The following is a 14,755-nucleotide window of genomic DNA, read 5'->3' as shown; positions in this document are numbered from 1 at the left end:
CTCGAGGGGCCCGATCTTGTGGTGCTGGTTCTCACCGGCCTCGAACGAGGATCGACCATGCGCCTACGTACCACGATCAAGAGTGACCTGACCCTCGCGAAGACCTTCGCCCGCTTCCTCCCGCTCGTCGCACGGGCGCGGGCGCGGGGCGGCTCGACGATCGTGGACGCGGTCGAGGACCACGCGCGCCGGCGCCCCTCCCACGCCGCCCTCGTCTTCGAGGACCGGACGCTTTCGTATCGCGACCTCGACGCCGAGGCGAACCGGGTCGCACGCTGGGCCCTCGAACAGGGACTCGGGCAGGGAGACGTGGTCGCGCTGCTGATGGAGAACCGGCCGGAGTTCGTCGCCTGCTGGCTCGGTCTGGCGAAGCTCGGGGTCGTGACGGCGCTGATCAACACGAACCTGACCGGCCGCCCGCTGGCCCACTCGCTCGCGATCTCCCGCGCGGAGCATCTGATCCTGGATGGCGCGCTGGCTCGCCAGTTCGAAGGGGCCTCGGACGAGCTCGAGGCGCCGCTCGAAGTCTGGACGAGCGGGGCGCACGAGACGACGGCGCGTGACCTCGACGACGACCTGGCACGTCGCGCCGGCGACGCGCTTCCGCCGGAGTCGCGGCCCACCGTTCGGACCCAGGACAACCTCTTCTACATCTACACGAGCGGCACGACGGGGCTGCCCAAGGCCGCGAACTTCAGCCATGGCCGCTTTCTGCTGATGGCCGCGGGCGGGGCGGTCTTCCCAGGGCTTGCGGCCTCGGATCGCATGTACATCGTCCTGCCGCTCTATCACTCCGCCGGCGGTGGCATGGCGATGGGGGCGACGCTCCTCGTCGGCGCGACCGCCGTCCTCGCGCGGAAATTCTCGGCGACCCGGTTCTGGGCCGACGCGGTCCGATACCGGGTGACCGCCTTCCAGTACATCGGGGAGCTCTGTCGATACCTGGTGAACAGTCCCCGGCATCCGGACGAGCGGAAGCACCGGCTTCGTTACTGCATCGGCAACGGCCTCCGTCCCGAGGTCTGGCCGGAGTTCCAGCGGCGCTTCGCGATCCCGCAGGTCTACGAGTTCTACGGCGCGACCGAGGGGAACGTCAGCTTCGTGAATCTCGACGGCAAGGTCGGCTCGATCGGCCGCATGCCCGGCTGGATGCAGCGCGCGGCAGGCGTCCATCTCGTGCGCTTCGACGTCGAGAAGGAGGACGTCGTTCGTGGCCCCGACGGCTTCTGTCTCGACTGCGGGGTCGGGGAGCCCGGTGAAGCCATCGGGCGGATCACCGAGACCGTCCGCTTCGAGGGCTACTCCGACGCGGCCGCCAGCGAGAAGAAGATCCTGCGCGACGTGTTCGAGAAGGGAGACGCCTACTTCCGGACCGGCGATCTCCTGAGGCGGGATGCCGAGGACTACTTCTACTTCGTCGACCGGATCGGCGACACGTTCCGGTGGAAGGGCGAGAACGTGTCGACCGGCGAGGTCGCCGAGGTGATCTCCGGCGTCCGGGGGGTGAAGGAGGCGAACGTCTACGGCGTCGACGTCGCGGGGACCGACGGGCGGGCCGGGATGGCCTCGCTCGTCGTCGACGACGATTTCGACCTCGACGACTTCCATGCCGAAACGGCGCGCGCGCTGCCCGCCTACGCGCGCCCGCTCTTCCTGCGCATGCTCCCCGAGATCGAGATCACCGGGACCTTCAAGCACCGCAAGGTCGACTCGGTGGCGGAGGGCTTCGATCCTTCCCGGGTCGCCGATGCGCTCTACTTCCTGGACGCGACGTCAGGGGGCTACGTTCCGCTCGACGCCGCCCTCCACGATCGTATTCTCACAGGGGACGTGCGTCTCTAGATCCGTCCCTCTCGAGGAGACCGCGTCCATGGCGGCGAACAGCGAACGCAATTCGGGACGCCCCTCGACCGGGCGGGGCGGGATCGCCGAGGCCCTGCGCAACGGCGTCGAGCTCGCGCGCAAGGGCCGGTTCTCGGAGCGCCGGGAGACGCCCTACGAGGTCGTCGATCGCGGGCCGCACCATCGGCTGCGCCACTACCGCCCGGCCGACAGGGCGGCCCCGAGCCAGGGCGATCCGGCCCTCTTGATCCCGCCGCTCATGCTGAGCGCCGATCTCTGGGACATCGCCCCCGACGCGAGCTCCGTCACGACCCTCGCGCGGATGGGCGCCGATCCCTTCGTCGTCGACTTCGGTTCGCCGGAAGAGGAAGAGGGCGGGCTCGAGCGCACGCTGACGGATCACGTCGTCGCCGTGTCCGCGGCGGTCGACGAGGTCCATCGACAGACGGCGCGTCCGGTTCATCTGATGGGCTACTCCCAGGGCGGCATGTTCGCCTATCAGGCCGCGGCCTATCGCCAGTCGGCCGACCTCGGGTCGATCGTGACCTTCGGGAGTGGTGTGGATCTCCACGGGGGCCTGCCGTCCAATCTTCCGACCGAGCTCGTGATCAAGGTCCTCGAGCAGCTGAGCGAAATCCAGGACGCCGTGATGCCGGATGGCGTACCGAGCTGGGCGACGCGGCTCGGCTTTCAGCTGATGGACCCGGTCAAGACCCTTCGCCAGCGCATCCAGTTCCTGGCCACGCTGTCTGATCGGGAAGCCCTCGAGGAGCGGGAGGGCGTTCGACGTTTCATGGAGACGGAGGGGTGGACCGCGTTCCCGGGACCCGCGCTCGCGGATCTGCTCCGGCAGCTCGTCGCCCAGAACCGGATGCTCCAGGGCGGGCTCGTGATCGACGATCGGACGGTGACGCTCGCGGACATCACCTGTCCGATCCTGGCGTTCACCGGCGCGACCGACGCGATTGCGCCTCCGGACACCGTCCGCGCGATCCACGCTGCCGCTCCCCGGGCCGACTGCTACGAGGTCGGGGTCGACGCGGGGCACTTCGGCCTGGTCGTGGGGTCGACCTCGTCGACGGTCGTGTGGCCCGCGGTCGAGGAGTGGCTCGCCTGGCGCCGCGACGAAGGACCGCTGCCCGACACGGCGGAGCGGATCGAAGAGCGGGTCGAGGCATCGCGGAATCGCAGCTCCCTCGAGCGGTTGCGAGATGCAGGGGCGCTCTCCTTCGAGCTCGGGGCGGGGGTGCTGACCGGCGCGGCCCGCGGCTTCGGTCTTCGCCTGGGGCAGCTCGAACGCCTGGCCAACATCGTGCGTCCCCAGGCGGGCCGCCTCAACGAGCTCGCGCAGATCCGCTCCGGTTCGCGGGTGAGCCCCGGCCGCGCCCTCGAAGAGCGCGCGAAGAGCGCCCCCGACGACACGTTCTTCCTCTTCGACGGTCGGGCCTACTCCTACGCCGCGGCGAACGAGCGGATCGACAACGTCGTCCGCGGATTCGCGTCGCTCGGCGTCCGGCACGGGGATCACGTGGGCGTACTCATGCAGACGCGACCGAGCGCGGTCGCGTCCGTGGTGGCGCTCTCCCGCATGGGGGCGATCGCCGTATTGCTGCGTCCGGACCTGCCCCTCGCCGATCAGCTCGGCGTGGCGCGCGTCGACCATCTCCTTTCGGACCCCGAGACCGCCGAGGGGGCCCGCGCGTCCTTCGGACGCGACGTGTTCGTGCTGGGCGGCGGCGGCGAGGCCCGGACCCTCGCCGACGGCCTCGTCGACATGGAAGCGATCGATCCGGAGAGGGTGTCGCTGCCCGACTGGTACGAACCGAACCCCGGCCTCGCCGGCGAGCTCGCGGCGATCCTGATCTCCGGCGAGGGCGGTCGCCTGTGCGCGACGCGGGTCACCAATCGCCGCTGGGCGACTTCGGCCTACGGCACGTCCTCCGCGTGCGCGCTCACGCCCCAGGACACGGTCTATTGCCGGACGCCGATGCACCACCCGACGGGGATCCTCGTCTGCCTGGGCGGGGCGCTCACGAGCGGCGCGAGGCTCGCGATGGCGAGCGAGTTCGGTCCGGTGATCGCGCCCGGAGACTTCTGGCGCGACGTGCGGCGCTACGGCGTGAACGTCGTGTTCTACACGGGGGCGATGCTCCGGTCGGTCGTGAATGCGCCGGAGGATGCCTACGAGCGGAACCACGCGATCCGTCTGGTCGCCGGAAGCGGCATGCCGAAGTCGGTCTGGCAGCGGGTGAACGAACGATTCCCCTCGATCGGGGTGGTCGAGTTCTTCGCGCCTTCCGAAGGCAACGCCGTCCTCGTGAATCTGACCGGAAAGAAGATCGGTTCGATCGGTCGGCCGCTGCCGGGTGCGGGAGAGGTCGCGGTCGCGCCCTGGGACGCCGAGCTCGACCGGATCGAGGTCGACGCGTCGGGTCTGGCGACGGAGTGCCGGAGCGGGCGCGTGGGGATCCTGCTCGAGCGTGTCGAGCCCGAGCGCGGTGAGCTCGACCTGCGCCCGATTCGCAGTGTCTTCGAGGCGAACGATGCCTGGCTCGACTCCCGGGATCTCGTGCGGGTCGACCGCGACGGCGACCACTGGCTCGTTGATCGTCGCGCGGACGTCGTGAAGACCCGCGGTGGTCGCGTGGCGACGCGGGAGATCGAGGACCTGCTCTGTGAACGCCTGCCCGAGATCGACCTTGCGGCGGCCTACGGGGTTCCGAACGCAGAGGGGGACGGCGAGGAGATCGTCGTTTCGATCGAGCTCCGCCCGAGCGAGAAGCTCGAGCCCGCCGCGGTCGGGGAGGTCATCGATCGCGTCTTCCGGACGGCGCAGATGCCCCGTTTCCTCCGCTTCGTCCAGTCGCTGCCGATGACCGCGGGACATCGCATTCGGAAACAGACGCTCCGAGAGCAGGGCCTGGGACTCGACCGTCCTGGCGAGACGACCTGGTGGCGGCCGTCCGCGGACTCACCCTTCGTAGAGCTGAGATCGCTCGACGAGCTGAGCGGGTGAGCCGCTCGCGGCGCGCCGCCTGCGCCTAACGCCTTCCGTCCACCCAGATCGGCGACGTCCAGGCTCGCTCCTGAGTGACCCTGGCCGTCGTCGGTGCATCGCACCAGGCCGGCCGGTCCGGTCCCTCGACGCACGCCCAGCCCGCCTGGCGGCAGCTCGGGTTCTCGACGACCCGCGCGTAGTAGACCGCCGCGCGATCCGGATCGAAGTCGGGGTCGGTCCATTCTCCGCAGAGGGCCCGCGCGCCCGCGCCGCGCGGCGTACAGCTCGCGAGATCGACCCCCGCGTCGTTGTCGCCCCCGGCGACGTCCACGACCCTCTGGTGGACGCGGCCCTCGTCGTCCGCCCAGCCCTTGATGATCTGGACGCGCTGGAGGAGGCCGCCGGGATGGGCCTCGGTCCCCGTATCCGCGAGGGCGCTTACGACGAAGCGCGGCGATTCGCTCTTGCGGCTGAACCACTTCCGAGGCGCGCTGCCGAGCTCGCCGCCCATCGGAACGCCGGTCGCGTAGCCCTTCGCGACGAGCTCCGAATCGCCGCAGAGATCTTCCTCGAGGTCGAAGCCCCCGAAGAAGCGCACGCTCATCCGCGGCCCGCTCGTGCCGTAGGTCTCGCGGCGGCGCATGGCTTCGAAGAGGGCTTCCCGGCTGTTCTCCTCCGCCCAGACCGCGGCGAGCCCGCCCAGGCTCCGGCCGGCCTGCGGGCTGACGGCTCCCAGGATCAGGTCCTGGCGCCACTCCTCGACGGGGCCCGGCACGGCATCGTGTCCGTCGGTCGCCGCGATGAAGCCGAACTTGAAGGGGTTCACGCCGAGTCGCTCCTCCTCCTGGAGCCCTTCGACCAGCGCGTATCGGACGAAGTCGCGCCGCGAGACGCAGCCCTGGCCGGCCAGGGCTCCCTTGCCGGTCCCGTCCTCGCAGTCCGGCGTCGACGGCGGCCGCATCTTCTCGAAGTCACAGAGCTCGTCGGTCGCGCCGAGCACGTTCCACATTCCGTTTCGGCACTCGGAGTCGCCCTTCATCTGGCTCATCTCGACGATCGGCTCCATGGCCGCTCGCAGGCGCGCGACCTCCGCCTGTTCCTCGGGATCCGAGAGACCTTCGTACTCGAGGCCGAACATGTGCCCGTTCGAGAGGTTCGGGTTGTGCGGAATCGCGAGGACGTCGCAACCGGTGCCCGCCTTCGTGCACTGCGCCTCGAGGTCGCGCCACAGACCGATCGCGCTCGGCTGGGCGTCGAAGCTGATCGGCAGCTCCGGGACCGTCGCGTTTCGGAAGATCACGTTGCGGTGGATCTTCGTCATGTCGGGGGTGGCGGTGTACTCGTAGGCGACGAAGCTCGTGAACTCGCAGGCGGGCGAGGTGTCGTTGGCGTCGGCAGCGGCCTGCCGGGTCTCCTGCCAGGCCGTGCGCGCGCCCTGCAGGCAGAGCGCGCCGTCCTCGCCGCAGACCGCCGGGGTGTCGAGTCCGCGCGAGACCTTCGCTCGCATGCGCTTCACGACGTCCGCGATCGCGCTGCCGGCGATCGCGATCGGCTCGCGGTAGTCGACGCAGTTCGGCGAGTCGTAGGCGGGCGAGCCCGGGGTCTGGCAGAGGGAGACGCCGCCCATGTTCGAGGCATGGTCGGTGATCGCGGCGAAGTCGAGGGGACGCTCGATCCGGACGGGCCGGTCGGCGTTCAGTCCGAGGGCGACTTCCTCGCCTCGGGCGAATCGATAGGCGTCCGCCGGACGTAGACGCGTGCCGAAGACGTTCGCGTCCATCGAGATGGCGGTATGGACGTGCAGATCTCCCCAGTACACGTTCCTCTGGGAGTCGTGATCGCGGCACTGCGTCTCGCCCGCCGCCGCGAGCGCGGGCGAGGCGAAGACGAAGGCCGCGAAGACGAAGGGGAGAGCGACGAGGGCGATCGGGAGCGGGCGTTGCATCGGAAGGCCTCCTTGAGATCCCCTCCAGCGTAATCGCTGGCCGCGGCTTCGTCGCCGGGGGGCGGATGACCCGGTCGGCGGTCGATCCCGTCGCCGCGAGGCACGGGGGCGACCTGCTAGTCGCCTTCTGCTTCCCGTAGATGCAGCTCGGCGAGGGCGATCCCGCTCTCGCCGGCGATCGCGTACAGGAGCCAGACGCGTCCGTCCTCCTCGAAGATCGCCGGGTCGCGGAGCTGGTTCACGTGCCCGTCGGCGACGCTCCGGATCGACGGCTCGATCGGGGCGTCGGCGCCTTCCCAGTCGAACGCGGGGCGAAGGACCTCGAATTCTCCGGTGTTCTCCCACGTCTCCCAGGAGTCGGCGAGGTCGATCGTCGATCGGAGGATCACCTCCGGCGCGTCGCCGACCCGACTCCAGAACACGTGCAGTCGATCGTCGCGCCTGAGCAGGGCGGCATGTCGCATGTCGGGCTCGAAGAGCCGCGGGCCCTCTTCGAACCCCGAGAGGGGGTCGGCCGCGCGGTAGAGCTGTCCCGGCATCGCGAGGGCGTAGGTCGTGTCGTCGTGCTCGAAGGCGCGGAGGTACGTCCTGCCGAGGATCTCGGGACGGGCCTCGAAGTCGACTCCATTCGTCGAGACTGCGGCGCGCGTCGATTGGGAGGCGAAGTCGTCGAGGCCGTGGAAGTACATCACGAAGCGTCGGTTCGCGTGATCGACGTGAACGTCGGGCGAAGCGATGTGGGGCATCGCCAGCTCGCGCTCCATCGAGTAGGTGACCTCGATGCCCCGGGCCCAGGCGATGAAGCGCGCCCCTTGCAGCGTGAGCCAGCCGACCTCCGGCGGCTCGACGGCGAAGTGGGAGTCCTCGATCTCGAGGGCGCCGGGCGCATGGATCTGCCAGGGACCCGTCAATGCGTCCGCGTAGGCGAGGCGGATCGAGTCGCCCTTGTGGTCGGCGAAGTAGAGGTAGTAGCGACCGAGCGCGTCGTCGACCCAGTCGGGGAGGCGCACCAGGGACGGGCCCTGGATGTTCTTCCCCGCCTCGGGATGCGACTCGGGGGTGAGGATCGGCCCGAGACGTTCGACGCGAAAGAGAGGGTCGGGCGGCGCCGCGCGATGCGGCTCGTTCGGGGTACAGGCGGCGACCCCGACCCCGAGCGCGACGATCGCTGAGACGAGGACGCGCGTCGGCGACGCGGTCTTCCGGGGGAGGCGCACGGCTACTTTCCCTGGAACTCCGCGGGTCGTTTCTCCATGAACGCCTTCATGCCTTCCTTGAAGTCCTTCGAGCGCATGAGCGGGAGCAGCTGGAGGAAGACGTGGTGGACGTGGTCGGGGAAGGTCTCGTTGAGGCCCATGCGCATCATCCGCTTCGAGGCCTGCACGGCCAGCGGTGCGCGACTGGCGATCTCCAGGGCGATCTCCCGCGCCGTCTTGAGACAGTCCTCGTCGTCGACGACGTGGTTGCAGAGCTGCTCTTCGAGGCACTGCTCGGCGGTCAGCGTCTTGCCCGTGAAGATCAGCTCGCTGGCCTTCGCCCAGCCGATCAGGCGGGGCAGGATCCAGGTGCCGCCGGATTCGGGGACGATTCCTCGCGCGGTGAAGGCCGCCGCGAGCTTCGCGGAGCGCGCCATCACGCGGATGTCGCAGCCGAGCGCCATGTCCATGCCGTAGCCGGCGGCGGATCCGTTCAGAGCGGCGATGGTCGGCGTGTCCATGGCGTGGAGGACGGTCGGCGGCGTGTTGCGGAGGTCGAGGTCGGTGACGGTCCCTCCGTCGCCACTGCCGACGAGTCCGGTTCGGAGGTCGAGTCCGGCGCAGAAGAAGCGGCCGCTGCCCGTGATGATCACGGCTCGGACGTCGGGATCCTCGTCGGCCTCGACGAGGCGCACCGCGAGCGCGTCGAGCATCGGGCCGGAGATCGTGTTCTGGCGTTCCGGGCAGTTGAAGGTGATCGTGGCGACGCGCTCGCTGACTTCGTAGAGGACGTCGGTCCTGGATTCGGCTTGGCTGCTCATGTTCGCTCCCCGGGCTGGGTTTCGGAGCCATGGTAGGGGACGCAGAACTCCACGAGCGAGACTCGGGGTCGGCGACTCAGTCCAGAGCCGCGAAGGCGTCGTCGGCGATTTCGCAGGTCCGGTCGATGTCCTCTTCCGTGTGCGCCGCCGACACGAAGTTGTTGTGATAGCTGAGGAGATAGGCGCCGCGCTTCACGCACTCGGCGACCCAGCGCTGATGGCGCTTGCCTCCGCCTTCGCCGCGATTCGAGAAGTAGGGCATGCCGGGGATGCCGCTCACGACCAGGTCGTAGTCGTGGGCGTCCGCGACCGATCGGAGCCCTTCGCCCAGTCGGGTCCCGAGCGCGGTGATCCGGTTCGCCGCGTCGGTCACGTCGAGCGCGTCGAGGGTCGCGAGGGCGGCGGCCATCGGGGCGGCGTTGAAGAACTGGGTCCCCGTGTAGTACGTGGCCTGGGCGGCGTCACGAAAGTCGTCGGTGCCGGTCAACGCGGAGATCGGGTGACCGTTCGCGAGCGCCTTGCCGAAGCACACGAGGTCGGGCTGGAAACCGTAGGCCGCGTGGGAGCCGGCGAGGTCGATCCGGAAGCCGGCGCGCACGTCGTCGACGACGAGGGCGACGCCGGCGGCGCGGCAGATCCGCTCGATCGCAGGCCAGTAGCCTTCGGCCGGGAGGACGTTGTCCTCGAGCACCGGGTGGTGATAGGGCGAAGAGATGAAGCAGGCGACGTCGTCCGGATAGGCGTCGATCGCGCGCTGGACGGCCTCCGCATCGTTCCACGGCACGCTGATCACGAATGCCTGATCCTCGGCGATCGTGCCCGGCGAGCCGGGTGCCTGCATCCAGGGGACGGCGCCGTGGTAGCCGCCGTCGATCTTGATCACGAAGCGTCGCCCCGTCTTCTCGCGCGCGATCATGACGGCGAGGGCGGTCGCGTCGGCCCCGTTCTTCCCGAAGAGCGCCCAGTCGACGCCTCGAATCCGGTCGACGAGCCGCTCGGCGAGCTCGACCATGACGGGGGCAGCGAGGCTGACCGTGTTGCCCTTCGCGCGTTGCGCCGCCGCGGCCGCTTCGATCTCCGGATGGTCGTACCCGAGGATCATCGGCCCATAGGCGCACATCCAGTCGACGTACTCGTTCCCGTCCACGTCGGTGAAGCGCGCGCCATGCGCCGTCTCGAAGAAGACCGGCGACTCGGGAGTGACCGAGTAGCCGTAGTGGCCGTAGACGCCGTTCGGAACGACCCGGCGCGCACGGTCGAGAAGGGCCTGGGATCGCTTCATGGGATTCATCCCGTCGTTGCGCCCTCCGAGAGCGCCTCGATCAGGACCGGGACCTCGGCGAGGGATCGCAGCGCATCGTTCAGGTGGGTGCAGCCTCGGGTCTTCGCGAGGCGTTCGAGCACGACGTCGCGGAGATCGGCGAGGGGCGCGCCCTGGATCGCGAGCGACGTCTGGACCGCCGACGGGCACTCCCGGAAGGGAAGGATATGCGGCGTCGCCTCGAGTCCATCGAGGCGCCCGGTCGAAAGGTCGGCGGTCGCGTGGAGCCGGTACTCGTGGATCCCGACCCGGCCGTGATCCGGATCGCCGGTCGAGTCCTGGAAGCCGGCGGAGATCTCGATGCGGTCGTCTTCGAGCCGGACGTCGATGAAGCGCGCGCGGCGCGTCCCGATCGCGGGCATCTCCGGAAGGTCGTGCCAGCCGTGGGGGTCCTCGGGATGGACGAGGTCCCCGATCGGGCGCATGCGGGGCGGACCGACGTGGTCGACCACCTCGGTGAGCGCGCTCGAGCCGGGGGCGAAGCCGATGCAGACGCCTTCCATGTCTTCGGGACGGGGTCCGCGCCGCTCCCCGCTCTGGGCGACCCTCTCGCGGTAGGGCGCCTGCCGAACGAAGGCGACGCCGCCGATCAGGCTCGTCCCGGAGATGTCGTCGAGGAGCAGGTAGAGCGGCGAGCCGGAGGAGCGGACCTCCGGCACCAGGGTCGCGAGAGCGCCGCGAAGATGCCCGCCGCCACGCTGTCCGACGAGATTCTGGATGCCCTCGAAGTCGGGGGTGGTGTCGATCTCTTCGATCATGCGCTCGCGGAGGATCGCGTCCAGGGTGGCGCTGCGAAGCGTTCGGGGCGGCGCGCCCGGGTCGTCGGTCGCGGCGTCGCGCGCGCGTCCGCGAAGCTCGAGCGGGCCGCCAGGGCCGTCCGGCCAGAGCATGTCCATCGTCGAGGTCCGCCGGATCGAGCGGGCGGGGCGGAGCGGGATGGGGCCGGCGGGGCCGTCCACCGCCTGTTCGTCGTCGATCATCAGTCCGGGGCCGAGCAATGGAGTCCTCGTTTCGCCAGGGGAAGGAACGAATCGATTCTATCGATCGCGGCCGGAAACGCTCGCTCGTCGTGCGTGGCATCCATTCGGAGTGGCGGGTATGCTGCCGCCCGCTCGTCCTACCCCGAACGCCCCCGAGGTCCGTCGGTGCGGCCGTTCCGTGCGGAGCTCTCCGATGCCTGCGTTCGTCTGCCGGCCGAGGCACGAAGGGGCCAATCGCGCCCGGTGGCGCGTCGGCGTCACGCTCGTCCTGCTCTGTGCGGGCGTCTTCTTCGCGCCGCAGCGGGTGCACGCCGACTCCGTCGACCGCGGTTCGATCGCGTTCGTCTTCGAGAACGACGTCTTCATGGGCACGGACCTCAACTACACCAACGGACTGATGCTCTCGTACGTGTCTCCGGTCCAGGCGGAGGACGCGCTCCCCCGTCGTTTCTTCCGCCTCTTCGCCTCGGAGGAGCCGGCCCCGGAGACGCGCTTCGGCCTCTTTCTCGGGCACAGCCTCTTCACGCCGGAGGACATCAGCGTATCGACGCCGCTGCCGGATCAGCACCCGTACGCGGGTTGGCTCTACGGCGGGGTGTCACTCATCGCCGAGCAGGAACGACACGTGGATTCGGTCTCGATCCACGCCGGCGTCGTGGGGCCCGCGGCGCAGGGCGAGTGGGCCCAGAAGAAGGTGCACGAGCTGGTCGACACGACGGAGCCGCGGGGCTGGAACAATCAGCTGAAGAACGAGCCCGGGGTCATCCTCACGTGGGATCGGATCTGGCGTCTCGATGCACCGGTCGCCCGCGGACGGATCCGCGCCGACGTGCTGCCCTCGGTGTCGCTCTCCGCGGGCAACGTGCTCACGCAGGCGGCCGTCGGGGCGACGGCGCGGCTGGGGACCGACATCGTCGGAGACTACGGACCGCCTCGGATCCACCCGAGCGGCACGGGCACCGGACTTCGCGCGACACCCGGGCGCTTCGGGGGCTACCTGTTCGCCGGCGGACACGTCCGCGTGGTGGCACACAACATCTTCCTGGACGGCAACACCACCCGGAGCAGTCAGAGCGTCGACCGGCGGGTCCTCGTGGCGGAGGCGCACGGCGGTCTCGTGCTCCGCTGCGGCCGGTATCAGCTCGGCTTCTCGGGGATCGTCCGGAGCCGCGAGTTCGACTCCCAGCGCAGGACACAGGCCTTCGGCGCCGTGTCGGCCAGCGTCCGTCTCTAGCCCGGATGATTCATGAGCGTTCGGCTGCGGACGCCGATCGCACCGGACCTTCGCGGCCTTCTCCCCGCGGCCTGCTCGACACGGACTAGCTCGTGAAATCCGAGCCCTGCTTCTCGGCCATCACCTTCAGGAACGACGCGGGGAACTGCCCGACGAAGTTGTTCACGTCCCAGAAGTCGCTCCACTGGATGATCTTGCCGTCTTTCAGCTCGTGCATGGTGGCGAAGCGGTGGACGACGGTCTCGCCGGTCTTGAAGATCCACTCTTCGGTGTGATCGAGGAAGACGACGTCGCCGTCCGCGGCGATCCGGTGGGTCGTCTGGATCTGCCGATCGATGTGATCCCAGGCGACCGAGAGTCGGGCGACGACGTTCTCCGGGCCGTTCGCTCCGGCGTCCTCGGTCGGGACGTCCTCGTAGTGGACGTCGGGATGGAGACAGCTCTTGAGCGTGTCGAAGTCGAAGTCGCTCAGGGCCTTCCACATCTTCAGGACGGTGGCCTTGTTGCGGGCGGAAAGTTCGGGGTCGGACATCGGTCGGGATTCCTTTCGGGCCGGGTTCAGTCGCCGAGCGCCGCGATCGCGAGCGCCGGGACGGACGAAGAGGTCGCGCCTTCGGCGCGCAGGGGCGTGTGGCTCAGGACGAAGCGGTCGACCCCGGCGTCGGCGAGCTCCTCGAACTGGAAGCCCTCGCCGAACCGGATGCCGAAGCGCATGTTCAGCTCCTGGTGACAGGCATTGTAGAAGCCTTTCGTCGCGTCGGGATCGACGGTGCCCCAGACCCAGGAGTCGATGCCGAGCAGGGCCGGTCGATGGCTGGCCAGCCAGCGGGTCTCCCGCAGCCAGGGCCCCGGTGAGCCGGAGAGGAACTTCTCGGGATCGGGACGCACGAGGTTGTTCCAGCCCGTCCGGAGCATGATCGCATCGCCGGCCTCGAAGGCGGGCAGCTCCTGCCGACGGACGGCGGCTTCGAGATCCTCGAGGGTCACGCGGTAGTTGGGCTCGAGGACCGGTCGACCCTCGGACGAGAAGACGTCCTCGCCCCGCTCGGCCTTGAGTCCCACGACGTCGATCAGGAACCCGCGGGTCACGAGCGGGACGCCCCAGCTCACGACGTCGAGATCGCTCGTGCCGTGGTCGCGGGCGATATCGCGACCCCGGAACCCGTTGTAGAAGAGATCGCCGACGCCGCAGTGGAGGAGACCGTTCACCTTGCTCGCGATGTTGTACGTCGTCTGGACGCGCTCCTCGTGGAAGGAGAGGCGGGTGCTCCCCATCGGCTCGGTGATGTTCGCGATCCCGGCGTAGCCTTCGGGCGGGGCATAGCCGGCGATCACGAGCTGCTGCTGGTAGTCGCGGTCGCCGAAGCCGGGGTAGCCGTTGAAGAGCACGTCCCCGAGGTTGATCGTCTGGAGGCGCGCGGCGCCGGCGAGGAGCGACCAGGCGGCGGCGCGCTTCTCCGGCGTGACCTCGTTGTAGGTCCCGAGCTGGTCGTCCGGGCCGTAGGGGCCGGGCACCCAGGCGCCGTCGGCGACCGCTTCGATGTCGTACATCTCGTCGTCGATCGTGATCTTGCTCATCGTCTCGGGCTCCTCGCGCGGGACCGCGGATCATCGCGCGTGCGGCGCGCTCGCGCTTGACATTCGTGGCATGCCCGAGATGATTGAGCCGATGGGACGGCAGCTACTCGAGGGGCGACGAGCGGTGATCACCGCCGCGGCGGGGACCGGGATCGGCTTCGCGATCGCCCGCCGCTTCGTCGAGGAGGGGGCTTCCCTCGTGATCTCGGACCGCCACGAGCGCCGACTCGGCGAGGCGGTCGAGACGCTGCGCGCCGAGGGCGGGGACGTCGCGGGCGTGGCCTGCGACGTGACGAGCACCGAGGCGGTCGAGGCCCTGTATCAGGAGAGCGAGGCCCGGCTGGGCGGGATCGACGTGGCGGTCCACAACGCGGGGCTCGGATTCACGAGCGATCTGGTCGAGATGCGTGACGAGGACTGGCTGCGTGTGATCGACGTCTCTCTCACCGGCTGCTTCCGCTGCGTGCGGGCCGTCCTCCCGAGGCTCTCCTCGGGCGGCGCGATCGTGAACGTCGGGAGCGTGACGGGCCACCGCGCCGAGCGCGGGCAATCGGCCTACGCCGCGGCCAAGGCCGGCGTGCACGCGCTCACGCGCTGCGCCGCGCTGGAAGCGGCGGAGCGGGGGGTGCGCGTGAATGCGGTGATGCCGACGCTCGCGATGCACGCCTTTCTCGAGAAGGCGGCGCCGCCGGAGCACCTCGAGGCGATGGCGGCGCTCCAACCCCAGGGCCGTCCGGCGGATCCGCGTGAGATCGCGGGGGTGGTCGTCTTCCTGGCGTCGGACGGCGCCAGCTATCTCACGGGCGAATGCGTCTCGGCGAGCGGGCAGCGGGCGTAGAC

Annotated in this window: 11 protein-coding genes; 4 read left to right on the top strand and 7 right to left on the bottom strand. The window is 69.7% G+C overall.

Features of this window, described 5'->3' with window-relative positions; all coding sequences use genetic code 11:
- The first annotated feature begins 57 nt into the window (after positions 1-57).
- Positions 58-1,842: a long-chain-acyl-CoA synthetase gene (locus tag NXI30_23360; GenBank protein MCR9097172.1), complete on the top strand. Its 1,785-nt coding sequence runs from the start codon at positions 58-60 to the stop codon at positions 1,840-1,842.
- 28 nt (positions 1,843-1,870) lie between these two features.
- Positions 1,871-4,858, top strand: coding sequence for an alpha/beta fold hydrolase (locus tag NXI30_23355; protein ID MCR9097171.1), 2,988 nt, complete (start codon positions 1,871-1,873; stop codon positions 4,856-4,858).
- A 25-nt stretch (positions 4,859-4,883) separates the two neighbouring features.
- Here the strand turns inward: NXI30_23355 and NXI30_23350 are convergent, their stop codons facing one another.
- The 5 genes from NXI30_23350 to NXI30_23330 form a co-directional block, all read right to left on the bottom strand.
- On the bottom strand, positions 4,884-6,785 hold the full coding sequence (locus NXI30_23350; protein MCR9097170.1) for a DUF3604 domain-containing protein: 1,902 nt from the start codon (positions 6,783-6,785) through the stop codon (positions 4,884-4,886).
- A 116-nt stretch (positions 6,786-6,901) separates the two neighbouring features.
- On the bottom strand, positions 6,902-8,002 hold the full coding sequence (locus NXI30_23345; protein MCR9097169.1) for a hypothetical protein: 1,101 nt from the start codon (positions 8,000-8,002) through the stop codon (positions 6,902-6,904).
- Positions 8,003-8,004: 2 nt separating this feature from the next.
- On the bottom strand, positions 8,005-8,802 hold the full coding sequence (locus tag NXI30_23340; GenBank protein ID MCR9097168.1) for an enoyl-CoA hydratase-related protein: 798 nt from the start codon (positions 8,800-8,802) through the stop codon (positions 8,005-8,007).
- A 76-nt stretch (positions 8,803-8,878) separates the two neighbouring features.
- The gene (locus tag NXI30_23335) at positions 8,879-10,084 is read right to left on the bottom strand and encodes an aminotransferase class III-fold pyridoxal phosphate-dependent enzyme (GenBank protein ID MCR9097167.1); all 1,206 of its coding nucleotides are present in this window, start codon (positions 10,082-10,084) and stop codon (positions 8,879-8,881) included.
- 5 nt (positions 10,085-10,089) lie between these two features.
- The gene (locus NXI30_23330) at positions 10,090-11,103 is read right to left on the bottom strand and encodes a DUF2889 domain-containing protein (protein ID MCR9097166.1); all 1,014 of its coding nucleotides are present in this window, start codon (positions 11,101-11,103) and stop codon (positions 10,090-10,092) included.
- Between the two features lie 193 nt (positions 11,104-11,296).
- On the opposite strand from NXI30_23330, the gene NXI30_23325 reads away from it, so the two are divergent.
- Positions 11,297-12,337, top strand: a complete 1,041-nt coding sequence (locus tag NXI30_23325) for a lipid A deacylase LpxR family protein (GenBank protein MCR9097165.1) — start codon at positions 11,297-11,299, stop codon at positions 12,335-12,337.
- 85 nt (positions 12,338-12,422) lie between these two features.
- On the opposite strand, the gene NXI30_23320 is transcribed toward NXI30_23325, so the two are convergent.
- On the bottom strand, positions 12,423-12,869 hold the full coding sequence (locus tag NXI30_23320; protein ID MCR9097164.1) for a nuclear transport factor 2 family protein: 447 nt from the start codon (positions 12,867-12,869) through the stop codon (positions 12,423-12,425).
- Positions 12,870-12,895: 26 nt separating this feature from the next.
- Positions 12,896-13,915: a cyclase family protein gene (locus NXI30_23315; protein MCR9097163.1), complete on the bottom strand. Its 1,020-nt coding sequence runs from the start codon at positions 13,913-13,915 to the stop codon at positions 12,896-12,898.
- A gap of 70 nt (positions 13,916-13,985) precedes the next feature.
- Here NXI30_23315 and NXI30_23310 point away from each other — a divergent pair, with 70 nt between their 5' ends.
- Positions 13,986-14,753, top strand: coding sequence for an SDR family oxidoreductase (locus NXI30_23310; GenBank protein ID MCR9097162.1), 768 nt, complete (start codon positions 13,986-13,988; stop codon positions 14,751-14,753).
- Positions 14,754-14,755 lie beyond the last annotated feature (2 nt).

It is taken from the genome of bacterium (assembly GCA_024742285.1).
In the GTDB taxonomy this organism is placed as follows: domain Bacteria; phylum Myxococcota_A; class UBA9160; order UBA9160; family UBA4427; genus UBA4427.
This window is presented reverse-complemented; position numbering and strand designations above follow the sequence as displayed.